This is a genomic window from Nonomuraea sp. NPDC000554 (genome assembly GCF_040300065.1).
In the GTDB taxonomy this organism is placed as follows: Bacteria; Actinomycetota; Actinomycetes; order Streptosporangiales; family Streptosporangiaceae; genus Nonomuraea.
In genome coordinates this window covers 354967-378244 of sequence record NZ_JBEPDC010000004.1, presented here as the reverse complement: position 1 = coordinate 378244, position 23278 = coordinate 354967, and the positions used below count along the sequence as shown (strand labels likewise).

The window sequence follows — 23278 nt, the reverse complement described above, 5'->3', positions numbered from 1 at the left end:
CCTCCTGCCGGCGTTCGCCGGCCTCGATGGCCCGCGAGCGCGCCAGCGCCGCGATCACGCAGGACACCGTATTGACGAAGATGAAGACCAGCAGATGCAGCCAGACCCACTTCTCCGTGAAGCCGAAGCCTCCGAAGGGCGGGAGGTTGAAGACGTTGAAGGCGATGCCGCTGACGACCACCATCGCCAACCCCAGCCACAGCCCCCACAGGTACGAGGCCACCAGGACACCGAGCACGTACACCACGCCCAGGATCCTGCTGCCCGTGTAGAACTCCAGCGCCAGCGACAGCGACAGAACGATCTCCGCCGCGACGAAGACGACGGAGAAGAGGACCCCCCAAACGAGCGGCGGGCGTCTCGGGCGCTGAAAGAGCGACGACAGTCGCGCGCACATAACCGTCAATGTACTCGCGTATCACGAAAGAGATGGGCGAATGATCTGTTTTGACCGCATCCCTCTCTAGAATTGGCAGGACATTTATCGAAATAGAGCATAGCTTACCGATTGCCCCCATCGCGGCGGTCAATCCTGTGCCGAATCATGGGCTGCCGCTCGGCTGTTTCGATCAAGGCGATGCCCCGCGGACTCGCGAGCGCTTCGGCCGACCATCCGATCATGTTTCGGCGTGAGCGCTGGGATGGTCGTGCGCGTCCGCGCCGTCCTGGACTTCGGGCAATGCTGATCGCCACCTGTGGTAAGGGCCACGGAGCAGCGCGCGAAGCGGGCCTGTTATCTGTAGCAAGGGGGCGACGTGTCCACCGTGGTGTTGCTGCCGACCGGCATGGCGCTCACTGTCATCGCGGCGGTCGACGCTTTCCTCCGGGGGCTCTGGGCAACTCCAATACCGTCCGCAGCTACGCGGTCGGCGTGGAGAAGACCGCTGAGCGGATCGGCAAGAGCCGGCCGCTGGCGACGGTGGCCGACGACGAGGTCGGCGACGGTCTGCAAGGATCTCACCGCTCGAACTTCCTGGTCGCAGCCCGATCGTTGTTCACGTTCTGTCGAAAGCGACGCAGCATCTTCCGCAACCCGACCCGCGGCATCCGCATCGGCCGGCATCCCTACGGCCTCGTCCAGCGGCTCAACCAGGACGACATCGACCAGGCGACCAAACCCGGCACGAGGCATGACGAGCATCTGAACTGTGATTCTTGACCTACGGCCCGGTTGGGCCTGCCACGCTCGACGCCGGTCGCACAGTCTTCGGCTCTGTCGCAGATAACTGGACAGACCCCGTTCGCATCGGGTGCCACGTTCTGAGGGAGTAGCGGCACGATCGTGAGCGCGAACCTTCCTACTTATCGTGCTGTCGGCGCACCATCTCGGTGATCCAGATGGGCGCGAACGGAGACGTGCAGCCCGGGGAAGTCGGGTAGTCCTTGAGCACCTCCAGGCGCTCACCGATGTCGATTGCACGGGCGCGGTGCTCGGCGTGCTCGATCCCGATCTGGGCCAGGCAGTGGTTCATCGCCCACTGCAGGCGATCCGGGGCGTCTTTCATCTCCGCCTCGATGACGTCGAGCAGTCCTGTGAGGTCGAGGCCCTCGGGCTTCTTCGCCACGCGTTCGGTGGTCAGCGCCCAGCTGGCACTCGCGACCACTGGATCCGGATCGGCGGACCAGGTCAGGCGCAGCTCTTCGGAGTGTGGGTTCTTCTTCACCACGTAGTTCACGAGCCAGTCGTGCACCTTGGGTGTGCGCGCCTCGCGCACCATGACGTCCAACTCGTCACGCTCGAACGCCTTCGGACGGCAGATCAGGATCGCCAGCAGCCTCGCCGCGGTGTCGTCCGTCTCCCAGAGCTGGCACGCGAGTTCCTGCTGCGTCTTCAGCCGCTTCGCGAGCGCGCGCAGCTTGCTCAGGTTCACACCGTGATCGTCACCGTGCTTCTCGTTCACCTCGCGTGCCTTCGAGTCCTCGAGCTCGGCCAGCTCGGCCATCACCTCGGCCACCAAGGTCTTGGTCAGCGTCGTCTCGGCCACCTTAGCCTCCCGTCCATCACCTGCGAGATGCAGCCTACGACGGAGGTCGGCCTCCTGTCGTACACGCCGGTTCGGCCCTCTCCCCGAACGGCCTCAGCCTCAGACGCCGCCGACGTCCGCCACAAACTCTCGCAAGGGCCGGTAGCGGTCAGACCAGGAGTTCGTCTCTTCGAGCAGCCGCTTGCCCAGCAGAACAGTCAGCGCCCGGCCCCTCTCGTAACGCTCGTCGCCCCACACGCGTAGCCGCTCCAGCGCGCCCTGAACGATGTCAAAGTCGCCCGGGAACAGGTGCAACCCGATCTTGGTGAGCGACGGCTCGCTGTACTTGGTGAAGAACGCCGCGTTCTCGAAGAAGTCCCGCGTGAAGTACAGCTCGCTCATGCGGCTTTCCTCCATCAGGGTTTCGACCACGTCGAGCATGAACGTGCCGGCCAGCAGTTCACCGATCCGGACGCCGACCCAGGGCACCAGCCCCTCGGGGCCCGTTCCGCGCGGGTGGGACCGCCAGAATGCGTCGCTCAGCATGTTCCCGGCCTCCTCCAGTTCGTTTCGCGCGATGAAGATGTGGCCCAGCAGGTGCCCGGCATACGCGGCGATCATGTCGTTGTCCGACCTCAGCGCCCGCGTCAGCGACTCCTCCGCCGCCACCAGATCGCCGCTGACGATCAGCAAATTGCCGGTCAGGACGGTGGCGAGTTCCTCGTCCGCCTCTGCGTACAGCGCCCGTGCTGCCCCCGCGTCCCCGGTGAGCTGCGCGGTGACCCCGCGTAGCAGCGAGTGCCCGTCCTCCTTCGGCTCCAGCTCCGCGATCAGCACCCCGGCCAGCGGCCCCAGCCACGGGTCCTCGCCCGCTGCCACCTGCTCCAACGACTCCCAGCAGTGCAGGCCCGCGCCGAGTTCGATCCCCGCCAGCGCCGCCGCCGCGTGCCCGGCCACGGCTGTGCGACCCTTCCCGGCAATCTCCCGCAATGCGTTCATCGCGTCGTCCAGGTCTCCGTTCCGGTACGCCTCCAACCCTGGCCCGACCTCCGCTGGCACCGGCTCGACCGGATCCAAGGGAAGCAGCGCGGGAAGCTCTAGATCCTTCAGCGGGTACAGGGTCCGCGGCTTGTCGTTCGCATCCATCCCGGGGCGTTTCCTTCCTGACGGGAGCACTGCCCCCACACCCTGCCACCAAGATCAGACAATTTCTGCCCGCAACGACGATCCCCTCCCCGCCCACACCCTCCAACCCAGTGCCCGACCCCGGCCGTACGACTGACATCAAGTCCGCACGAGCCATTGACATTGTGTCCGCGTTTCCACCGATAAAGACTCCGCGTTCAACGCGCGGGGAGGTTCCGACAACAAACCTCGAGCACCGACCCCCGCGCCCGCAGGAAGACCCGAACGCCGACACATTCGACTGGAAAGGACAGAAAGCTCCAACCGACATGATTCACTGTCGGACGGCCCGCTACCACATATTTAAGCCATATGTCAGAATATCTTACAAGATCAAGTTAAGGAATAGACGAAGGTATCGGCGATACGTCTGGGGCTGCGCCCCGTCGCCAACGGTCCTGCTGTCCTGTCCGGGTGAACCTTGCATCGTCCGGACATACCTTGCCACCGGCGACGCAACGTCCGAGGTATCCCTGCACCAGGAGGGATCTTGTCAGGAGAGGAAGATTGCGCCCATGAACACCGACAACTTCCGCACACTGTCTGTTCGAGCCGGCGGAGCGGTCGACGTAGAGGCCCTCGTGATCCTTGATTCGGTCGCGAGATCCGATGGTGGCGAGCGGCGCGGCAGCATCGAACGTTGGTGTCGCGACGGGTCCGTCCTTGTAGCCGACACTCCGGCCGGGCTGGTCGGCTACTGCGTCGTTGAGTACACCTTCTTCGAGCAAGGCTTCGTGACGATGCTTATGGTGGCTGAGTCCGCCCGGGGTCATGGCGTTGGCGAGAGGCTTCTGCGCGCTGCAGCAGCCTCATGCCAGACCGCGAAGCTGTTCACCTCGACGAACCTGTCCAACCATCCCATGCAGCGGCTGCTCCATCGGGTTGGCTGGCGGTCGGTAGGGATGGTGCACGGCCTCGATAAAGGTGATCCTGAGGTCTTCTACCTCTGCACTTCTCGGAGCACCGAAAGTACAGAATAATTCCGGACAGATACGGCGACCGTCGTTCGGAACTACCTGACATCTTGCAGGTCAGACATTTGCCAGCACGACGACGTGGGGCTCGGCCACACCACCAAGCTCAGCTGGAACTCACGAGAGGATTGGGCGTGGTCTGACGATGTCGTTCACCCGCCCATCGTGGCCGCCGAAGACTTTGACGCCGTGCAGGAGTTGCTCGCCGAGCGAGGCGGGCGGCAAGACTGGCCGCCGCCTCAAGGCCGCTAGGCACCCATACATCCTCCGAGGGGTGCTCTTCTGCGGGGCATGCGAGCGGCGAATGCAGGGCAATTGGACCAACGGAGCGCCGTACTACCGGTGCGGCTTCCTGAGGAGTACGCCCTGGCGAATCGGATCAGGCATCCTCGCAACGCCTACGTCCGAGAGGACGCGATCGTCCCGAAGCTCGATCGATGACTCGGCCGCTTGTTCGCCCCTCACCGGATCGATGAGACGCTCGATCTCCTAGTCGAAGCTCAGAAGATCGAGCCCTTCGAACACGAGAGCCTTGCCCAGATGCGGCGCCAACTGGCCGAATGCGATCGGAAGCTCGCCCAGCATCGCGCCGCCTTGGAGGCGGGGGGCCGACCCTAGCGTCGTCGTCGGCTGGCTCCGGGAGGAACAAGCCAAGAAGGTCCAAGCCGAAGCGCGGCTTCGCCGCGAGCCGACCCGTAGGCGGCAGCTCAGCCGAGACGACCTGGCGGAAGTGATACACACCGTGGGTGACGCTGTGCGGCTTCTGAGACAGGCTGAGCCGGTCAGGAAGGCCCGGTTGTACGCCAAACTCGGTGTTCGGCTGACCTATACCACCCCAACAAACGAAAAGTCCTGGTCAGCTCTACGTCTGACCAGGACCCTATGGGCGAATCGAATGTGTCCGAGGGGGGACTTGAACCCCCATGCCCATCACTGGGCACTAGCACCTCAAGCTAGCGCGTCTGCCTATTCCGCCACCCGGACTTGGTGCCTGCACGCTGGACCGTCATCCCGCGTCGGCTCCGTAAGGTTAGCAAACTCTGAGGGGTGCGTCATACCTGTAATCCGGGAGGGGAGGATGAAGGCCAGGCCGTACCCGAGCTAAGGAGCCGTCATGGACGAGGTTGTCGAGCTGTGCCGCGATCTGATCCGCATCGATTCGACCAACGCGGGCGACAACGCGGGCCCGGGTGAGAGGGCGGCGGCCGAGTACGTGGCGGAGAAGCTGGCCGAGGTCGGGCTGGAGACGACGATCCTCGAGAGTGACGACCGCCGGGCGAACGTGATCGCCCGGATCGAGGGCGCCGACCCGGGACGTGACGCGCTGCTGCTGCACGGGCACCTCGACGTGGTCCCGTTCGACGCCTCCGACTGGAAGCACCACCCGCTGGAGGGCGAGGTCTCCGAGGGGTGCGTGTGGGGGCGCGGCGCGGTCGACATGAAGGACATGGACGCGATGATCCTGGCCGTCGTCCGCCAGAGGCTGCGGGAGGGCCGCCGTCCGAGCAGGGACGTCGTCCTGATGTTCACCGCCGACGAGGAAGCCGGCGGGGTGTACGGGGCGAACTTCCTGGTGGACGAGCACCCGGGGCTGTTCGAGGGCGTCACCGAGGCGATCGGGGAGGTCGGCGGGTTCAGCGTGTCGGTGGGCGAGGACCGAAGGCTGTACCTGATCGAGGCGGCGGAGAAGGGCATGGCGTGGATGCGGCTGACCGCCACGGGCCGCGCCGGGCACGGGTCGATGCTCAACTCGGACAACGCCGTGACCGAGCTGGCCGAGGCCGTCGGGCGGCTGGGGCGCTACGAGTGGCCGGTGCGGCTGACACCCACCATGCGGACGTTCCTGGAGGAGGTGGGCGGCGAGGAGGCGGTGTCAGGGCTGGGCCCGCTGTCACGGATGATCGGCGCCGCCCTGCGCAACACCGTCAACCCCACCATGCTGGACGCGGGCTACAAGTCGAACGTCATCCCGCAGACCGCGTCGGCGGTGATCGACGGGCGGTTCCTGCCGGGCTTCGAGGACGAGTTCTTCGCCACGGTCGACGAACTGCTCGGGCCGAACGTCACCAGGGAGTTCGTGCAGCACCAGGTGGCGCTGGAGTTCGGCTTCGAGGGGCCGCTGGTGCGGGCCATGACCGAGGCGCTGCAGGCGGAGGACCCCGACGGGCGGGCGGTGCCGTACACGATGTCGGGCGGCACGGACCTGAAGGCGTTCAGCAGGCTGGGGATCAAGGGCTACGGCTTCGCGCCGCTCAAGCTGCCCGCCGAGCTGGACTTCTCGGGGATGTTCCATGGGGTGGACGAGCGCGTCCCGGTCGATTCGCTCCAGTTTGGGGTACGGGTGCTTGACCGATTCCTGGATCTCTGCTGAAAAGCCCTTGCGACCACCTTGAGTGCTGCTACGGTTACGGACCGTTGAGGGGTGGTCCACAGACCGGCCTCACACTCTGAGGCCGGTTCTGGAGGAGGTCACGTGGCACGGTCGGCGCGGCGACAGAGGGACGCGTCCCTCGCCGCGTGGTGCGTGCCCGTGACCGACTCGACAGAGCACACGATCATCGAACGGCCACGCCGGATGGCGCGGTTCGCGGCCGGTGCCCGCCAGGCGCTCGCCCGAGCGGCCGCGCTTGGGGCCGTGGTGGCCGCCGGGTGGTTGCTCGCCGTTCTCTTCGGGATGATCTCCTCCTCTCCGGCCGCCGCGGAGTCCACCGTGGCGGCAGAAACGCCCCATGCCGTCGCCGGGCCCATCACGGGCGATTTCCCCACGGCAGGCGGCAAGGTCTCGGCGTCCGACAACGCCGAGGCGATGGCGGGGCTGACGGTCGACGGGCTGACCAGCCAGTCCGACCCCGGCCTGCCACAACCTTCCACCGCGAGCAAGATGCTGGGCGCCAACGGTTTGGCGCCCAACGGCGGTGGCAGCGGCCCCTTCGGGCCGGGTATGGGGGACATTGCGAGGTCCTTCGTCAATCCGCGTCTCGCTGCCGCGCCCGCCCCTCTGGCGTGCGTGCTTCCCCCCGTCGTCCGCACAGCGGCTGACGACCCTTCTTTCTCACCTGACTGATCCCCGCCAGGACATTCCGGCTGTTCATCAGCCGACGGTGGAGCGTGGCCATATCCCCTCCGCCAGCGGGTGACACATCAGTCACCGATTCGCGACCCCGTGGTCTCCGCTGTGCGCGGCGCGTCCTGCGCCCCCGCATGTCCTCGGGCTGGTCGTGAACCGTCAGGTAATCCCCCCAAGAACATCAAGGAGCGTTCATTATGCGTACGTGGGCGAAGGCTTCTGCCCCGGTGGCCCTGCTGGCCGTGGCGGCCATGTCTTTCGGCGGTGGCACCGCCATGGCCGACACCTCCGGTGACTCCTCTGTCGGCGGCGGCAACCAGATCAACCTGCCCATCTCCCTGCCGATCGACATCAGCGGCAACGCCGTCGGTGTCGCCGGCGAGTCCCGCGCCTCCTCCCAGGGGGGCGCGAGCGTCACGAACACCGGCAGGGGCGGCATCCCCAACAGGACGTCCGGCGACCACAGCGTGCTCGGCGGCAACCAGGTCAACGCCCCGATCAGCGCGCCGATCAACGCCTGCGGCAACGCGGTCTCCCTCTTCGGCAGCTCCGACGCGGGCTGCAAGGGCGGCGCCGCGGTCCACAACTCGGGCAAGGGCGGCGCGGGTGGCAACCGCACGTCCGGCGACCACAGCGTGCTGGGCGGCAACCAGGTCATCGCGCCGATCACCGCGCCGATCAACGCCTGCGGCAACGCCGTGGCGATCTTCGGTGAGGCCACCGCGGGCTGCAAGGGCGGCGCCGAGGTCAAGAACTCCGGGGTCGGCTCCGGCGGCAACCGCACGTCCGGCCGCAACTCGGTCCTCGGCGGCAACCAGGTCATCGCGCCCATCAGCGCCCCGATCAACATCTGCGGCAACTCCGTCGCGGTGCTCGGCGAGGCGTTCTCGGGCTGCCGGGGCGGCTCGTCCGTGCACAACGGCGGCAGGCCGCCGCACGGCTACCAGGGCGGCCACGGGTGGGGCCGCTCGACGGGCAACGACACCGACGGACGCTTCGGCGCGGGCAGCGGCAACCAGGTCATCGCCCCGATCAGCCTGCCGATCACGGCCTGCGGCAACGCGGTCGGCAACGGGCAGGCCGGGTGCCAGGGCGGCGTGAGCGTCGAGCGCGGCGCCGGAGGGCCGGGCGCGGGCGGCAACCGCACGTCCGGCAGGTCCGGGGTGCTCGCGGGCAACCAGGTGGTCGCGCCGATCACCGCGCCGATCAACGTCTGCGGCAACTCCGTCGCGCTGCTCGGCAAGGCCTTCTCCGGGTGCCGGGGCGGCGCGTCCGTGCACGACGGCGGCCGGGGCGCGGGTGGCAACCGCACGTCCGGCGACCACAGCGTGCTCGGCGGCAACCAGGTGGTGGCGCCGATCACCGCGCCGATCAACGTCTGCGGCAACGCGGTGGCCGTCCTGGGCGACGCCGCTGCCGGATGCCTCGGCGGCGCCCACGTCGGCAAGCCGGGCCACGGCGGTCACGACGGCTACACGCAGTGGATGCGTGAGAGCGGCAAGGTCGCCGCGTCCAAGACCAGCGGGCTGCTGCCCGCCGTCCCGGGGCTGCCCGGCGACGTCGCCCAGCTGAAGGGCGGCTCGGGGCTGCCCGCCCTGCCCGTCGTCGGCGACGTCCAGGACTCTTTCGGCCTGCCCGAACTGCCAGGGCTCCCCGGCCTGCCCGGCCAGCCCGCCGCTCCTGTCAAGCCTGCCAAGCACGGGAAGGCTCCGGTCACCAACGTCGCGGGCGGCAACGTCCCGGCGTCGGCCCTCGCCCCGGCGACCTCGCTGGTCAAGTCCACCCCCGTGGGCGGGGCGGTGACGTCCGCCGCCGGTGGGCTGCCCGTCGGCGACCTGGGCCTGATGAGCGCCGCTCAGCCCGCTGGCGTGACCGGCATGAACTCGAGCTCCCTGTTCGCGCTGGTGATCGGCGGCATGCTCGCCGCATCTGCGACGCTGTTCGCCACCACCCGCCGGTTCCGGCTCGGCCGGAAGTAACCAGGACTGCGGGCGCTCACAGCCTGTGAGCCGCCTGCGCCAGACGCTTTGCCCGTTCCGGGGGCGCGGCCCGGGGCGGGCAAAGCCATGCCAGGGGTCAGAGCGTGCTGCGCACCCGTATGATCTTGCGGCGCAGCCGTACGTACCGGCTGCCGTCGGGGTGCAGCCGCACGCGTGAAAGCTCCCACTGGCCGTACTCTGCGTGTTCGGTCAGCAGTTGACGTGCTGCTTCACGCGTCGTGTCGCGCGGAATGAAGATATCCATGTAGGAGTAGTCGTGCACAACGATTAGTCTCCAGGGTGAGTCAGGGCGCCATGCCGCTCGTTGGGGCTTATTCTGCGTGCTTGTGGGTGGACCCGAAAGGCAGTGGGTAGCCCCGGGGGAAGGAAATTTGCGCGAGTCGGGTTACCTTTCAGATCGGTGCCGGCTCCCGGCAGGGGGAATAGCAAGCGAACAGCGAGGTAGGAAGCAGCGTGCCAGCCAAGAACGGCAGCGCCGGCGGAACACGCCTGGTCATCGTCGAGTCGCCCGCCAAGGCGAAGACGATCGCCGGGTACCTCGGCAGCGGCTACATCGTCGAATCGAGCATCGGCCACATCCGTGACCTGCCGGAGAAGGCCGACGACATCCCCGAGAAGTTCAAGGGGGAGGCGTGGGCGCGCCTCGGGGTGAACGTCGAGCACGAGTTCGAGCCGCTGTACGTCGTCAACCCCGACAAGAGGTCGCAGGTCAGCAAGCTGAAGCAGCTGCTCAAGGACGCCGACGAGCTCTACCTGGCCACTGACGAGGACCGCGAGGGCGAGGCCATCGCGTGGCACCTGCGCGAGGTGCTCAAGCCGAAGGTGCCCGTCCACCGGATGGTGTTCCACGAGATCACTCCGCAGGCGATCCGCGACGCCGTGTCCAATCCGCGTGACCTGAACCTGCGCCTGGTCGACGCCCAGGAGACCCGGCGCATCCTCGACCGGCTCTACGGCTACGAGGTCAGCCCGGTCCTGTGGAAGAAGGTCAAGCCGCGGCTGTCGGCGGGGCGCGTGCAGTCGGTGGCGACCAGGCTGGTCGTGGAGCGCGAGCGGGAGCGCCTGGCGTTCACGTCCGCCCACTACTGGGACCTTCAGGCGCTCTTCGACACCAACAAGCCCGAGGAGCGCCCGCGTGACTTCACCGCGACGCTGACCTCGGTCGCCGGCAAGCGGGTCGCGCAGGGCCGCGACTTCGCCAGCACCGGCCAGCTCAAGACGAGCGACGTGCTCCACCTGTCGGAGGCCGCCGCGGGCGAGCTGGCGGGCAGGCTGGAGGGCGCGTCGTTCGCGGTCAAGTCCGTCGAGCGCAAGCCGTACACGCGCAAGCCGTACGCGCCGTTCCGGACGACCACCTTGCAGCAGGAGGCCAGCCGCAAGCTGGGCTTCTCCGCGAAGTACACGATGCAGGTGGCGCAGCGCCTCTACGAGAACGGTTTCATCACCTACATGCGTACCGACAGCATCACGCTGTCGGAGACCGCGGTGGCCGCCGCGCGCTCGCAGGCGATCAAGCTGTACGGCTCCGCCTACGTGCCCGACAAGCCGCGCGTCTACAGCAGCAAGGTCAAGAGCGCCCAGGAGGCGCACGAGGCGATCCGGCCGTCCGGGGAGGAGTTCCGCACTCCTGGCGAGACCGGGCTGTCCGGCGACATGTTCCGGCTGTACGAGCTGATCTGGCAGCGCACGGTCTCGTCCCAGATGAAGGACGCGGTCGGCGAGTCGATCTCGGTGAAGGTGGCCGGCAGGTCGTCCGCGGGTGAGGACGTCGAGTTCAGCGCCTCCGGCCGGACGATCACGTTCTACGGGTTCCTCAAGGCGTACGTCGAGGGGGCCGACGACCCGTCCACCGACCGCGACGACTCCGAGAAGCGGCTGCCGAACCTGGCCGAGGGCGACGCGCTGGCCCTGTCGCGGCTGGACGTGGCCGCGCACTCGACCAAGCCGCCCGCCCGTTACACCGAGGCGTCGCTGGTCAAGGAGCTGGAGGACCGCGAGATCGGGCGTCCTTCCACGTACGCGTCGATCATCGGGACGATCCTCGACCGCGGGTACGTCTTCAAGAAGGGCACGGCGCTGGTGCCGTCGTTCCTGGCGTTCGCCGTGGTGAACCTGCTGGAGCAGCATTTCGGCAACCTGGTCGACTACGACTTCACGGCCGAGATGGAGAAGGTCCTCGACGACATCGCCAACGACCGGGCCGAGCGGGTTCCCGAGCTGCAGCGCTTCTACTACGGCGGCGACGGCGACGAGGGCCTGAAGGAGATGGTCACCGACCTCGGCGACATCGACGCCAAGGAGATCAGCTCGTTCCCGATCAAGGGCACGGACATCGTCATCCGGGTCGGGCGGTACGGTCCGTACCTCGACAGGGATGGCGCGCGGGTGAACGTCCCGGAGGACATGACGCCCGACGAGCTGACCGCCGACAAGGCCGAGGAGCTGTTCGCGCGCCCGACGGGCGATCGCGAGCTGGGGCGCGACCCGGAGACCGGGCACGTGATCGTGGCGAAGGACGGGCGGTTCGGGCCGTACGTCACCGAGATCCTGCCCACGCAGGAGGAGGAGACCCCGAAGAAGCGGACCCGCAAGGCCGACGCCCCCAAGCCGCGGACGAGCTCGCTGTTCAAGTCGATGTCGCTCGACACCGTGACGCTGGACGACGCGCTCAGGCTGCTGTCGATCCCGCGGCTGGTCGGCGAACTCGAGGGCGAGCAGGTCGTGGCGCACAACGGGAAGTTCGGGCCGTACCTGAAGAAGGGCACCGACTCGCGGTCGCTGACCTCGGAGGACGACCTGTTCACCGTCTCCATCGAGCAGGCCAAGGAGCTGTTCGCGCAGCCCAAGCAGCGTGGCAGGGGCCGGGCCGCGGCCGCCGCGCCGCTGCGTGAGCTGGGCGAGGACCCCAACTCCAAGAAGCCTGTCGTGGTGAAGGAGGGGCGTTTCGGCCCTTATGTCACCGACGGGGAGACGAACGCGTCGCTGCGCAAGGGTGACACCGTCGAGGACATCACGATCGAGCGGGCGGCCGAGCTGCTGGCCGAGCGGCGCGAACGGGCTCCCGCGCCGAAGAAGACCACCACCAGGAAGGCTCCTGCGAAGAAGACGCCTGCGAAGAAGGCACCGGCCAAGTCGTAAGTAGCATGGTCCGCGTGGTCTGGGTCTTCGCGGTCGTGGTCTTCGTCTTGGTCTTCGCGGTACACCTGTACCTGTGGCAGCGGCTGGTGCGGTCCACCACCCGGCCAGGGCGCCTGCGCACGGCGCTGACCTGGGGGCTCGTCGGCCTGGTCCTGCTCGTCGTCGCGACGTTCGCAGGGCAGCGCCTGGAGATGGCGCGGTGGCTGGCCTGGCCGGGGTACCTCTGGGTGGCGATCATGTTCTACCTGGTGGTGTTCCTGCTGGTGCTGGAGGTGCCGCGGGCGGTCGCGTGGCTGGTGCTGCGCAGGCCGCCGCGCCCGCAGGCCGTCGTGGAGCCGCAGGCCGTGGCGGTTCCGGCGGGCGGGCCGCCCGCCCCGGCCGCCGAGGCTCCGGTCGAGCCGGTTCCGCCGTCCACGGTGAGTCGGCGGCTGTTCCTCGGGCGTGCCACCGCCGCTGTCGCGGGCGTGGGCGCGCTGTCCACGGTCGGGTACGGCGTGCGCACGGCGCTGGGCGACCCCGTGATCGAGCCGGTGCGGATCACGCTGCCCAAGCTGGACTCCCGGCTCAGCGGGCTGCGGTTCGCCGTGGTCAGCGACGTCCATCTGGGGCCGATCACCGGTATCGGGCACACCGAGCGGATCGTCCGGATGATCAACCAGCTGCGCCCGGACGTGGTGACGATCGTCGGCGACCTCGTCGACGGGAGCGTCGCCGAACTCGGCGCGCTGGCCAGGCCGCTGCGGAGCCTGGAGTCGCGGTACGGCGCGTACTTCGTGACAGGGAACCACGAGTACTACACGGCGAACGGGCCGGGGGAGTGGGTGGAGGAGCTCGACGGGCTCGGGGTGCGGTCGCTGCGGAACGAGCGGGTGGAGATCCGTCACCAGGGCGCGGTGCTCGACCTGGCGGGCGTGAACGACCTGGGCGGGGCCGCCATGAACGAGCCGCCGGACTTCGAGAAGGCGCTCGGCGGGCGCGACACCTCGCGCTCCACGGTCCTGCTGGCCCACCAGCCGGTGCAGGTCGAACAGGCCGCGCGCTACGGCGTGGACCTCCAGCTGTCGGGCCACACGCACGGCGGGCAGATCGCGCCGTTCAACCTGATCGTGCCGTTGCAGCAGCCCGTGGTGTCGGGGCTCGCCACCGTCGACGGGGTGCAGGTGTACGTCACGCGAGGGGCCGGGTTCTGGGGGCCTCCGGTGCGGGTGGGCGCGCCTCCCGAGATCACGCTGGTGGAGCTGCGTTCCTGACGTTCCGTGCGCTGGTGTTTCCTCTCTGTAGTATCCTTTGGGATACCTGGAGGTGTCATGGTCTCTCTACCCGACGTTCGGTGGGCCGAGCGGGGCGGGCTGCTGCTGAAGCAGGCACGGCATGCGGCGAGCATGAAGCAGTCGGTGCTGGCCAGCGTCAGTGGCACGTCACGTACCACGCTGTCGGCGTACGAGCACGGCAGGAAGTCGCCCACGCTTGAGACGGCCGGGCGTATCCTCGACGCGGCCGGGTTCCGCCTGGTGCTGGAGCCGAAGGTGGAGTTCGCCCGGGTCGGCACGGTCTTCGTCCCCAACCGGTTGCCCCGGCTGGGGGTTGACAAGGCCCTGGCCACGATGCGCTTCCGCGACAGGGTCTACGACCTGGCCGACCGGGCTGCCCGGCGCGACGCCTACACCGCCCTGCTCCGGGAGGGCACGCCACAAGAGATCCTCGATCACGTCGACGGCGTGCTGCTGGTCGAGCTCTGGCCCGAGCTGGCGCTGCCTCCCGCCGTCCGGGCCGCCTGGCTGTCGCTGGTGCAGGAGGCGAGGGCGTGCTGAAGGCAGGAGGAATGTGTTTTTGGGGGGCCTATTCATCGCATGGGCCCTACGCATGGGCGTGCCGACGTAATACCCTCAGCTTCGCTTGTCTTCCCACTCCCAGCGAGCACCTGGATACGCTGACATCATGACCGTCCTAGGCCGACGCCGTTCGACTCATGTGCTGGCAAACGCACCGTTCCGCCGGCTCTGGACGGCCATGTCGGTGTGCAGCCTGGGCGACTGGCTCAACATCCTCGCGCTGACCGCCCTCGCGGGGAACCTGAACGCGGGCGACTACCGTACGCAGTCGCTGGCGATCGGCGGTGTGTTCATCGCCAAGATGCTGCCCGCGGTGCTGCTCGGGCCGCTCGCGGGCGCGTTCGCCGACCGGTTCGACCGGCGGCTGACCATGTTCTGCTCCGATCTCGCCCGGTTCGCCGTGGTGCTGTCGATCCCGCTGGTCGGCAGCTACCAGTGGGTGATCGTGGCGACCGTCCTGGTCGAGTGCGTGAACCTGTTCTGGGTTCCGGCCAAGGAAGCCACGGTGCCGAACCTGGTGCCCAAGGAGCAGCTCGAAGCGGCCAACCGGCTCAACCTGCTGGTCACGTACGGCAGCGCGCCGGTCGCGGCCATGCTGTTCGCGGCGCTGTCCGTGATGGCCGACCTGGTCAAGCGGCTCGTGCCGCCGCTGTCCGGCATGGACGCCACGGCGCTGCCGCTGTTCGTCAACGCGTGCGCGTACCTCGCGTCGGCGATCCTGATCTTCACGCTCCGCGGCATCCCCAAGCGCGACGGCGCGATCTCCACGCCGTCCGTGCTCAAGCAGATCGTCGACGGCTGGCGGTTCGTGGGCGGCAACCGCCTGGTGCGCGGCCTCATCATCGGCATGCTCGGCGCGTTCGCCGCGGGCGGCGCCGTGGTGGGCGTGGCGAAGATCTACGTGGAAGCGCTCGGCGGCGGCGACGCGGCCTACGGCGTCGTGTTCGGCGCGGTCTTCGTCGGCATGGCGCTGGGCATGTTCTTCGGGCTCAGGCTGCTGAGCGGGCTGTCGCGGCGACGGCTGTTCGGGCTGGCGATCATCGTGGCAGGGATGGTGCTGGCCGCGATCGCGCTGGTGCACAACCTGGTGATCGTGGTCATGCTGACCGTGCTGCTCGGCGCGTGCGCGGGCATCGCGTGGATCATCGGCTACACGCTGATCGGGCTGGAGGTCGAAGACTCCCTGCGCGGCCGCACCTTCTCGTTCCTGCAGTCCACCGCCCGGGTGACCCTGCTGCTCGTGGTCGCCGTCGCCAACCCGCTCGCCGCGCTGTTCGGCGCGCACGTGATCGGGCTGGGCGACATCACCTACCAGTTCGACGGCTCCAACCTGGTGCTGCTCATCGGCGGCGCGCTCGCGACGGTCGTCGGCCTCCTGGCGCTGCGCCACATGGACGACAGGAAGGGCGTCCCGCTCTCCGCCGACCTGATCGCTGCGGTGCGCGGCGAGCAGTACGAGCCCGAGGGGGCCGAGCAGGTGCCGGGGCTGTTCGTCGCGTTCGAGGGCGGCGAGGGGTCGGGCAAGACCACCCAGTCGCGGCTGCTCGCCATCTGGCTGCGCGACCAGGGGTACGACGTCGTCCAGACCCGCGAGCCCGGCTCGACCAAGGTCGGCATGCGGCTGCGCGCGATCCTCCTCGACGCCGCCGAGCGCGGCCTGTCGCCCCGCTCCGAGGCGCTGCTGTACGCCGCCGACCGCGCCGAGCACGTGGAGAAGGTCATCCGCCCGGCGCTGTACCGGGGCGCGATCGTGGTCACCGACCGTTACGTCGACTCGTCCCTGGCCTACCAGGGGGCCGGGCGGTCGCTCGACCCCGCCGACGTCTCCAAGATGAACGCCTGGGCCACCGGCGGGCTGGTGCCGCACCTCACCGTGCTCATCGACACGCCGCCGCAGGTGGGGCTGACCCGGCTGGGCGGTGCCGCCGACCGGATCGAGGCCGAGCCGCTGGAGTTCCACGAGCGGGTACGCAAGGAGTTCCGCAAGCTGGCCGCCGCCGCCCCCGACCGCTACCTGGTGGCCGACGGCACGCTGCCGTCCGAGGAGATCACCCGGCTCATCCAGGACCGGGTGCGCGAGATCCTCCCTGACCCGGTGCCGCGCGAGTCCGAAGACATCACGGGCACGATGCCCGCCATCCGCGACTAGCCTTGGTCCGTGACCGTCTTCGATGAGCTCGTCGGGCAGGACCAGGCGATAGCCGTGCTGTCGCGGGCGGCGAAGGCCGCCGGCGAGGTCGTCGACGGCGGGCGCGGCGCGGGCATGACGCACGCCTGGCTGTTCACCGGCCCGCCCGGCTCCGGCAGGGCCGAGGCGGCGCGGGCGTTCGCGGCCGCGCTGCTCTGCCCCGACGGCGGGTGCGGCCACTGCGACCAGTGCCACCAGGTGCTGATCGGCTCCCACCCCGACCTCGAGTCGGTGCGTCCCGACGGCCTGTCCTACAGCGTCAAGCAGACCCGTGAGCTCATCCTCAGGGCCGCAGGCGCGCCGACTCAGGGCCGCTGGCGGGTGATCCTTTTCGAGGACGCCGACCGCGCCACGGAGTCGGCGGCGAACGCGCTGCTCAAGGCCATCGAGGAGCCGCCGCCGCGCACGGTCTGGCTGCTGTGCGCGCCCGCCCCCGACGATCTGATGATCACCATCCGGTCCCGCTGCCGGGTGATCACCCTGGCGACGCCCGCCACCGAGGCGGTCGCGCACGTCCTGGCCACTCGGCACAGCGTCCCCTGGGAGACCGCCAGGTTCGCCGCGCGGGCCGCCCAGGGGCACGTGAGCCGCGCCCGGGCGCTGGCCCTCGACGAGGGCGTACGGCAGCGCCGCGAGGCCGTCCTGGCCATTCCACGCTCGCTGACAGGGGTCGGGGAGTGCGTCTCGGCGGCCGAGCGGCTCGTCAAGACCGCCGAGGAGGAGGCGGCCGCCGCCACGGCGACGCTCAACGAGGCCGAGACCAGCGAGCTGCGCAAGGTCTACGGCGAGGGGTCCACGGGCAAGGGGCTCAACCGGGGGTTGGTCCGCGGCGGCGCCGGGGCGCTGAAGGAGCTCGAAGACCGTCAGAAGTCGCGCGCGACCCGGATCAAACGCGACTCGCTCGACGCGGCGCTGCTGGAGCTCGTGTCGTTCTACCGTGACGTGCTGGCCATGCAGTTCGGCGCCGGGGTGGAGCTGGCCAACGACGACCTGCGGTTCGACCTCGACCAGCTGGCGAAGGCGTCCACATCGGAGGAGACGGTGCGGCGGATCGACGCCATCATGCGGTGCCGCGAACGCCTCGACGCCAACGTCAACCCGCAGATCGCCGTCGAAGCCCTGATGATCTCGCTGCGCAGCCCCATGTAGTCGTCTTCGTGGGGCGTCGGTCCTGTCGGGCCTGGCCCCGCGGAGGTAGGCGACGGGTTCCCGCGCCACACCGCGCGGTCTGTCCGCCCAGGGCCGCATGCTCCCTGGCGGGCTCGCCTTGCGTGTCCACCGGCTCCGCGTGTCTCCTGGGCCGGGTTCGGTGCGCGCTGCCGGGTCTGCGGTGAGCCGGAAAATAGCCAGGTGACGGAAGCAGCAGACGAGGCTCCAAGGCGTCTCTGTGGTGTGGAAGTCGAACAGCTCTCCCATGGAGAGGTCCTGACACGCGAGCGCGTCGACGTCGCGTCGATCTTCGCGGAGCATCACGTGGGGCTGGTGCGCCTGGCCTTGGTGATGGTCGGCGACCAGGCGACCGCGGAGGACGTCGTACAGGAGGCGTTCGCCCGCACGCACGCAGGCCGGGGGAGGCTCCGCGATCCCGACAGGGCGCTGGCCTACGTGCGCTCCGCGGTGTTCAACGGGTGCCGGTCGGTGATGCGGAGGCGGGCGTTGGCGTTCCGCCGCGTCGTGCCGTACGAGCCGCCTGTCTGGTCGGCGGAGAGCGCGGTCCTGATGAGCGAGGAGCGCCGCCAGGTGCTGCTCGCCCTGCGCGAGCTGCCGCGCAGGCAGCGCGAGGCGCTGACGTTGCGCTACTACCTCGACCTCTCCGACCAGGAGATCGCCGAGACCATGGGGATCGGCGCGAGCACCGCCAGGTCCACGATCGCGCGAGGGCTCGCCGCCCTCGGCCGAGTACTTGGGGAGGGTTCATGAACAGCCCATTGGAAGACCGCCTGCGCGAGGCGCTCACCGAGGCGGGCGCGACGGTCGACGCCACCACGCTGCGGCCACTCCAGGCTTCGGGGCGGCGGCGGAGCCGCGTCGATCTGCGGATGGTGGCGGTGGCCGGGGTGGTCCTGGCGGGGGTGGCGGCTGCCGTCCTCGTCTCGCCTGGCGGCGAACAGCGCGTCACGACGGCGAATCCGCCTGCCAAGGAGGAAGGCCCGATCGACGTCACGATCTTCATGTGCGGGAGGTCGACCATGCAGGGCCCTGACTGCGGGGGGCATGCCGCCACCGTTGAACGGATGCGTGCGATGCAGGACACTATGAAGACCATGCCCGGCGTGGAGCAGGTGACCTTTGTAGATCAGGCTCTCGCCTACGAACGCTTCCGCCAGGAGGCCGCCGGAAACACGGCCCTTCTGGATGTGGTCAAGATAACCGACATGCTCGCGTCGTTCCAGCTCGTCCTGAAGCCTGGAGCCGACGTCGACGCTGTGCTCCGGACGGCGAAATCCGTGACGGGGGTGGCCACCGCCACATATCCGAAACTGCGGGACGAGCTTCTGCCAAAGGGCGACGGGGCCAAGGCGGATGTCACCGCCTTCCTCTGTAAGGACAGCTCGATGGAGAAGGCGTGCGGAGCCGTTGCCTCGTCGGCGTCGAAGAAAAAGGACCCCAAGCTCCTCAAAGAGGGCAAGGGCATCACGCCTGCCCAGCAGAAGGCCGTGGCGGCGGCGATCGACACGATGCCGGGCGTCCAGTCGGCCCACTTTGAAGATCAACAAGAGGCGTACGAGAACTTCAAGCGCGCCTACGCGAGCAACAAGAGCTTCTTGCAGGTGGTCAAGGCATCCGATCTGCCCACCTCGTTCAGGGTGTTGATGAGCCCTGGCGCCGACTGGTCCGCGGTGATCGGCAAGCTGCGCAGTCTGCCCGGTGTCGCTCGCGTCGTCAACAGCAGATGCATGGAGCAGCAGATGAAGATCCGCTTGAGTTACGGCATCTCCGTGCCCGAGAAGAAGCTGTGCGGTGCTCTGACGCCGTAGAGCCCTCACGTTTCGCGCGCTGACCAACGTACTGTGGCAAGCGGAAGGCCGTAAGAACCCCCGACGCGGTCAGGAGGCGAGCTCGAGCCCATGGGAATGATCATGGCCGTGAGCTTCACGCGCTACGGACGGCTCTACTACCTCGATCCCGGCGGGCACAGCCCGAAGGTCGGCGACAAGGTCCTCGTCCCCACGGACGCCGGCCCCGAGGTAGCGGAGTGCGTGTGGGCGCCGCAGTACACGAGCGAGGACATCGACGGGCTGCCCGTATGCCAGGGGATCGCGGGTGAGGAACACCTCACCCGCGACGAGGCCAACAAACGCCGCAGGGCCGAAGCCCGGAGCGTGTCCAAGCGCCTGATCAAACGGCACACCCTGCCGATGAAGGTGGTGGGCGTCGACTTCCTCGACCAGGACAACGTCTACACGGTCTACTTCTCGGCCCCGCACCGGGTGGACTTCCGCGCACTGGTCCGCGACCTGGCCCGCAACCTCCGGGCCCGGGTGGAGCTCCGCCAGATCGGCCCACGCGACGAGGCCCGCCTACAGGGCGGCATCGGCCCCTGCGGCCGAGACCTGTGCTGCGCCACCTTCCTGAAGGACTTCGAACCGGTCTCCGTCCGCATGGCCAAGGACCAGGATCTCCCGGTCAACCCGCTCCGCATCGCGGGGGCGTGCGGCCGGTTGATGTGCTGCCTGAAGTACGAACACCCCCTGTACATGGAGTTCCGCGCGGCGGCCCCGAGGGCCGGGGCGAGGGTGGACACCCCTCAGGGGTCGGGAACGGTGGTGGGGCACAACGTCCCGGCCGACTCGGTCACGGTTCGCCTGGACGACGGCGGGCGGCGCTGCGCGTGCCCGTCGGCCTCTGTCTGCTCGCCACGGCAACAGCACGAAAAGATGTACGGAACAGAAGACACCACACGCCCAGAAGCGTGATCAGCGGAACACCCCAAACGCCGCTTGTCTGCGGACTGGCGCGTTTGGGGGACCCGCCCTGGTCTGGTGGGCGAACTCCACGCTGGGCCCCTCAGGGAACTGGGCATCACGATCGTGTTGACCGCGTTGCACGGCAGCTTCGTCCCCCCTGAGGGGCAGGCGTGGTCCTTCCTTGAAGAGACGTCCGGAGGATGCGCTCCGCTCGTGCAGACGGTCGGGCCGCCACCTGCACCTTCGCCGGCAGGCCCGGTTGATGTGATCGGGTTGTCCGGCACTTTCCGCTCACGGGAGTGATGAATCCACGAACGCTCAGGTACAGCGGGTGATCGGAGCTTCAGAGGGGGCGGAGTGCGTCGGCGAGTTGTCGGCGGGCGGCCAGGACGCCCCGGGGGTGGTTCCAGCCGATGGCGGCCGTGGGGATGCCGCCCAGCTCGGCGATCGCCGCGAACCGGCCGGCTCCCGGCTCGCCGTCCACCGGCCGGATGCGCGCGCCGGTGGGGATGGTGCCGTGGATCTGCAGCTTGACGTCGTACTGGTCGGTCCAGAAGTACGGGATCGGGGCGTACGGCGAGTCGTCGCCGAGGATGCGGGAGGCCACGGCGAGCGCCTGCTGGGTGGCGTTGGTGCGGTTCTCCAGCCGGATGTCCGTGCCCATGACCTGATGGTGCCACCGTGCCACGTCGCCGACGGCGTAGACGTCGGTCGAGGCGCGGCATCGGGAGTCGCACAGCAAGCCGTCGTTGAGCGTGAGTCCGCTTTCGGTCAGCCAGGCGGTGGCGGGGACGGATCCGACGGCGACCGCCACCAGGTCCACGGGCACGCTTTCCCCGCTGGTCAGCTCGACGGTGCTGACACGCCCTGCCACGTCGGTCAGCCGGGCGACGGCCGTGCCGGTCCGCAGGCGGACGCCGTGCTGCTCGTGCAGGGTGGCCGCCAGGGCGCCGAGTTCCGCACCGATCTGGCGGGCCATGACCACGGGCACCGGGTCGATGAGCGTCACGTCGAGGCCCAGCGTGCGCGTGGTCGCGGCGATCTCGCATCCGAGCACGCCCGCCCCGATGACCGCGATCCGGCGAGCCGTCAACAGCTCCCGGCGCAGGGCGGTCGCGTCGTCGAGGGTGCGCAGGACGTGTACGCCTGCCAGGTCTCGCGTCATCGGCAGGCGGCGCGGGACCAGTCCGGTGGCCACCACGAGCGTGCCGTAGGAGAGCCTGCGCCCGTCGTCGAGCTCGACGACGTGGGCTTCCGGGTCCAGCCGTTCGGCCTTGCGGCCGAGTACGAGATCGGCGCCGAGCGCGTCGAGCTCGGCCGGCTCGCGCAGCATGGCGCGCTTGGCGGTCCAGGTTCCGGTCAGGAACTCCTTCGACAGCGGCGGCCGGTCATAGGGCAGGTGCGGTTCCTGCCCGACCAGCCGGAGTGTCCCGGTGTATCCCAGCCGGCGTAGCGCCTCGGCCACGGTCAGGCCTGCGGCCGAGGCGCCGACGACCAGCACGCCGGGGTCGGTGTTCACGGCTCTTCCACGGTGGTGATGGCCCCCGCCGGGCACGACAGCGTGGCCTCGCGGGCCGCGTCCCACAGCCCGGGGCCGGGCGCCGGATCGAGCAGGACGACGATGCCGTCCTCTTCCCGCTGGTCGAACAGCGCGGGCGCGGTGATCACGCACTGCCCGGCACCGATGCACCTGGCCTGGTGGACGACCACGTTCATGACAGGTCCCAGGCGACGGGGAGGCTGTGCACGCCGTAGATCAGCATGTCGTCGCGCATGGGGATCTCCTCGGGCGGCACGGCCAGGCGCAGCGTCGGGAACCGGTCGAACAGCGCGGGGATGGCGACCTGCATCTCGACCCGGGCGAGCTGCTGGCCCAGGCACTGGTGGATGCCGTGGCCGAAGGCGACATGCCCAGCGGTCGGCCTACGCAGGTCGAGCGTGTCAGGGTCGGGGAAGCGCTTCGGGTCGCGGTTGGCCGCCGGGACCGAGACGGTCACCGACTGGCCTGCCTTGATGAGCCGGCCGCCGATCTCGACGTCCTCGAGCGCCGCGCGTACTGTGCCGGGGATGATGCTCAGGTAGCGCAGCAGCTCCTCGACGGCGTTGTTGATGAGGCCGGGTTCAGCCCGCAGGGCGGCGAGCTGGTCGGGGTGGCTGAGCAACGCGTACGTGCCGGTGGCGATCATATTCGCGGTGGTGTCGAACCCCGCGCCCGTCAGGATGCTGCCGATGACGGCCAGTTCGTCGTCGCTCAGGTCACTGTCGGCGACCAGGCCGCCGAGCACGTCGTCGGTAGGGGTGGCCCGTTTGGTCCGCACCAGATCGCGCATGTAGTCCTGCATCGTCATGAAGGCGGCCGCTCTCTCCTCCGGAGAAACGTCCATGCGCATCACGATGGACATGCCTTCTACGAACCGGGCTCGATCGCCCGTCGGCACGCCGAGCAGCTCGCAGATCACCAGGCCGGGGATGGGCCCCGAGTACGCCTCCACCAGGTCCACAGGCGGGCCATGCCGCTCCATCGCGTCCAGGTGCTCGGCGGTGATCTCCTCGATCCGACGGGTCCACTGGCGCATCCGGCGGACGGTGAACTGGCCGGTGAGCAGGTGGCGGTAGTGGGTGTGCTCGGGCGGGTCCATCGCGGTGAAGGCGCCGGGGGCTGCCGGCCGGCGCTCCTCGCTGACGCCTCCCCCGGGCAGGGGGTAGTGGGTGAGCTCGACCCGGTGGCTGAAGCGGTTGTCGGCCAGCACCTCGCGGACCAGGGCGTGGTCGGTCACCAGCCAGCCGTCGTGTCCGTCGGAATAGGTCATCGGGGTGACGGGCTCGTGGGCGCGCAGCCGCGCGAGCTCTTGCGGTGGGTCGAAAGGACAAGCCTCGGCGTGCTGGGCCACGAGCCGGGGAAGGGCTGATGGATCGGACATGTCGCTCCTTGTGTAGGGCGTCTCCTTGCGTCCTCAGATAACAACATTCCATATAAAGTTGCAACTGATGTAAAAATTTGCTTCGTGTAAGATGGCTCACT

20 protein-coding genes, 1 tRNA gene and 1 pseudogene are annotated in these 23278 nt (G+C 68.9%); 14 read left to right on the top strand and 8 right to left on the bottom strand.

Annotated elements, in window-relative coordinates; genetic code table 11:
• Positions 1-73: 73 nt before the first annotated feature.
• Positions 74-397 (bottom strand): annotated as a pseudogene (locus ABT294_RS10670) (DUF4118 domain-containing protein); the annotation flags it as partial.
• Positions 398-679: 282 nt separating this feature from the next.
• Between ABT294_RS10670 and ABT294_RS10665 the strand changes: the two are divergent.
• Positions 680-1159, top strand: a complete 480-nt coding sequence (locus ABT294_RS10665) for a site-specific integrase (RefSeq protein ID WP_350805005.1) — start codon at positions 680-682, stop codon at positions 1157-1159.
• A gap of 139 nt (positions 1160-1298) precedes the next feature.
• On the opposite strand, the gene ABT294_RS10660 is transcribed toward ABT294_RS10665, so the two are convergent.
• A complete protein-coding gene (locus tag ABT294_RS10660; RefSeq protein WP_350805165.1) occupies positions 1299-1943 on the bottom strand; it encodes a DNA alkylation repair protein in 645 nt (214 codons plus the stop codon).
• Positions 1944-2084: 141 nt separating this feature from the next.
• A complete protein-coding gene (locus ABT294_RS10655; protein ID WP_350805004.1) occupies positions 2085-3110 on the bottom strand; it encodes a hypothetical protein in 1026 nt (341 codons plus the stop codon).
• A 554-nt stretch (positions 3111-3664) separates the two neighbouring features.
• Between ABT294_RS10655 and ABT294_RS10650 the strand changes: the two genes are divergently transcribed.
• Positions 3665-4129, top strand: a complete 465-nt coding sequence (locus ABT294_RS10650; protein WP_350805002.1) for a GNAT family N-acetyltransferase — start codon at positions 3665-3667, stop codon at positions 4127-4129.
• Positions 4130-4268: 139 nt separating this feature from the next.
• Positions 4269-4616, top strand: a complete 348-nt coding sequence (locus tag ABT294_RS10645; RefSeq protein WP_350805001.1) for a recombinase zinc ribbon domain-containing protein — start codon at positions 4269-4271, stop codon at positions 4614-4616.
• 405 nt (positions 4617-5021) lie between these two features.
• On the opposite strand, the gene ABT294_RS10640 is transcribed toward ABT294_RS10645, so the two are convergent.
• Positions 5022-5107: transfer RNA gene (locus ABT294_RS10640), tRNA-Leu, on the bottom strand.
• A 130-nt stretch (positions 5108-5237) separates the two neighbouring features.
• Here ABT294_RS10640 and ABT294_RS10635 point away from each other — a divergent pair.
• The 3 genes from ABT294_RS10635 (at position 5238) to ABT294_RS10625 (ending at position 9169) form a co-directional block, all read left to right on the top strand.
• On the top strand, positions 5238-6494 hold the full coding sequence (locus ABT294_RS10635) for a M20/M25/M40 family metallo-hydrolase (RefSeq protein ID WP_350805000.1): 1257 nt from the start codon (positions 5238-5240) through the stop codon (positions 6492-6494).
• A 159-nt stretch (positions 6495-6653) separates the two neighbouring features.
• Complete coding sequence (locus tag ABT294_RS10630) at positions 6654-7187, top strand: hypothetical protein (RefSeq protein ID WP_350804998.1); 534 nt, start codon at positions 6654-6656, stop codon at positions 7185-7187.
• Positions 7188-7387: 200 nt separating this feature from the next.
• Positions 7388-9169 carry a chaplin family protein gene (locus ABT294_RS10625; protein ID WP_350804997.1) on the top strand — a complete coding sequence of 594 codons (1782 nt, stop codon included), beginning with the start codon at positions 7388-7390 and terminating at the stop codon, positions 9167-9169.
• Positions 9170-9266: 97 nt separating this feature from the next.
• Here the strand turns inward: ABT294_RS10625 and ABT294_RS10620 are convergent, their stop codons facing one another.
• On the bottom strand, positions 9267-9452 hold the full coding sequence (locus ABT294_RS10620; RefSeq protein WP_350804996.1) for a DUF5703 family protein: 186 nt from the start codon (positions 9450-9452) through the stop codon (positions 9267-9269).
• 191 nt (positions 9453-9643) lie between these two features.
• Here ABT294_RS10620 and topA point away from each other — a divergent pair, with 191 nt between their 5' ends.
• From topA to ABT294_RS10580, 8 genes are all read left to right on the top strand, one after another.
• Positions 9644-12328: a type I DNA topoisomerase gene (gene topA / locus ABT294_RS10615; RefSeq protein ID WP_350804995.1), complete on the top strand. Its 2685-nt coding sequence runs from the start codon at positions 9644-9646 to the stop codon at positions 12326-12328.
• 5 nt (positions 12329-12333) lie between these two features.
• The gene (locus tag ABT294_RS10610; RefSeq protein ID WP_502912005.1) at positions 12334-13578 is read left to right on the top strand and encodes a metallophosphoesterase; all 1245 of its coding nucleotides are present in this window, start codon (positions 12334-12336) and stop codon (positions 13576-13578) included.
• A 57-nt stretch (positions 13579-13635) separates the two neighbouring features.
• Entirely contained in the window at positions 13636-14139 is a 504-nt protein-coding gene (locus tag ABT294_RS10605) for a helix-turn-helix transcriptional regulator (protein ID WP_350804993.1), read from the top strand.
• A gap of 127 nt (positions 14140-14266) precedes the next feature.
• The gene (gene tmk, locus ABT294_RS10600; protein WP_350804992.1) at positions 14267-16309 is read left to right on the top strand and encodes a dTMP kinase; all 2043 of its coding nucleotides are present in this window, start codon (positions 14267-14269) and stop codon (positions 16307-16309) included.
• 9 nt (positions 16310-16318) lie between these two features.
• Positions 16319-17497 (top strand): DNA polymerase III subunit delta', encoded by a 1179-nt coding sequence (locus ABT294_RS10595; protein WP_350804990.1) that lies wholly within the window; start codon positions 16319-16321, stop codon positions 17495-17497.
• Positions 17498-17740: 243 nt separating this feature from the next.
• On the top strand, positions 17741-18268 hold the full coding sequence (locus tag ABT294_RS10590) for a SigE family RNA polymerase sigma factor (protein WP_350804989.1): 528 nt from the start codon (positions 17741-17743) through the stop codon (positions 18266-18268).
• Positions 18265-19326, top strand: a complete 1062-nt coding sequence (locus ABT294_RS10585) for a permease-like cell division protein FtsX (RefSeq protein ID WP_350804988.1) — start codon at positions 18265-18267, stop codon at positions 19324-19326. The genes ABT294_RS10590 and ABT294_RS10585 overlap by 4 nt, the downstream gene beginning before the upstream one ends.
• A gap of 102 nt (positions 19327-19428) precedes the next feature.
• Positions 19429-20265 carry a PSP1 domain-containing protein gene (locus tag ABT294_RS10580; RefSeq protein ID WP_502912011.1) on the top strand — a complete coding sequence of 279 codons (837 nt, stop codon included), beginning with the start codon at positions 19429-19431 and terminating at the stop codon, positions 20263-20265.
• Between the two features lie 334 nt (positions 20266-20599).
• On the opposite strand, the gene ABT294_RS10575 is transcribed toward ABT294_RS10580, so the two are convergent.
• The 3 genes from ABT294_RS10575 to ABT294_RS10565 are packed head-to-tail and all read right to left on the bottom strand — an operon-like array spanning position 20600 to position 23177.
• On the bottom strand, positions 20600-21775 hold the full coding sequence (locus ABT294_RS10575) for an NAD(P)/FAD-dependent oxidoreductase (RefSeq protein ID WP_350804987.1): 1176 nt from the start codon (positions 21773-21775) through the stop codon (positions 20600-20602).
• The gene (locus ABT294_RS10570; protein WP_350804986.1) at positions 21772-21972 is read right to left on the bottom strand and encodes a ferredoxin; all 201 of its coding nucleotides are present in this window, start codon (positions 21970-21972) and stop codon (positions 21772-21774) included. Before ABT294_RS10570 ends, ABT294_RS10575 begins: the two co-directional genes overlap by 4 nt.
• Positions 21969-23177 carry a cytochrome P450 gene (locus ABT294_RS10565; RefSeq protein WP_350804985.1) on the bottom strand — a complete coding sequence of 403 codons (1209 nt, stop codon included), beginning with the start codon at positions 23175-23177 and terminating at the stop codon, positions 21969-21971. Before ABT294_RS10565 ends, ABT294_RS10570 begins: the two co-directional genes overlap by 4 nt.
• Between the last annotated feature and the right edge of the window lie 101 nt (positions 23178-23278).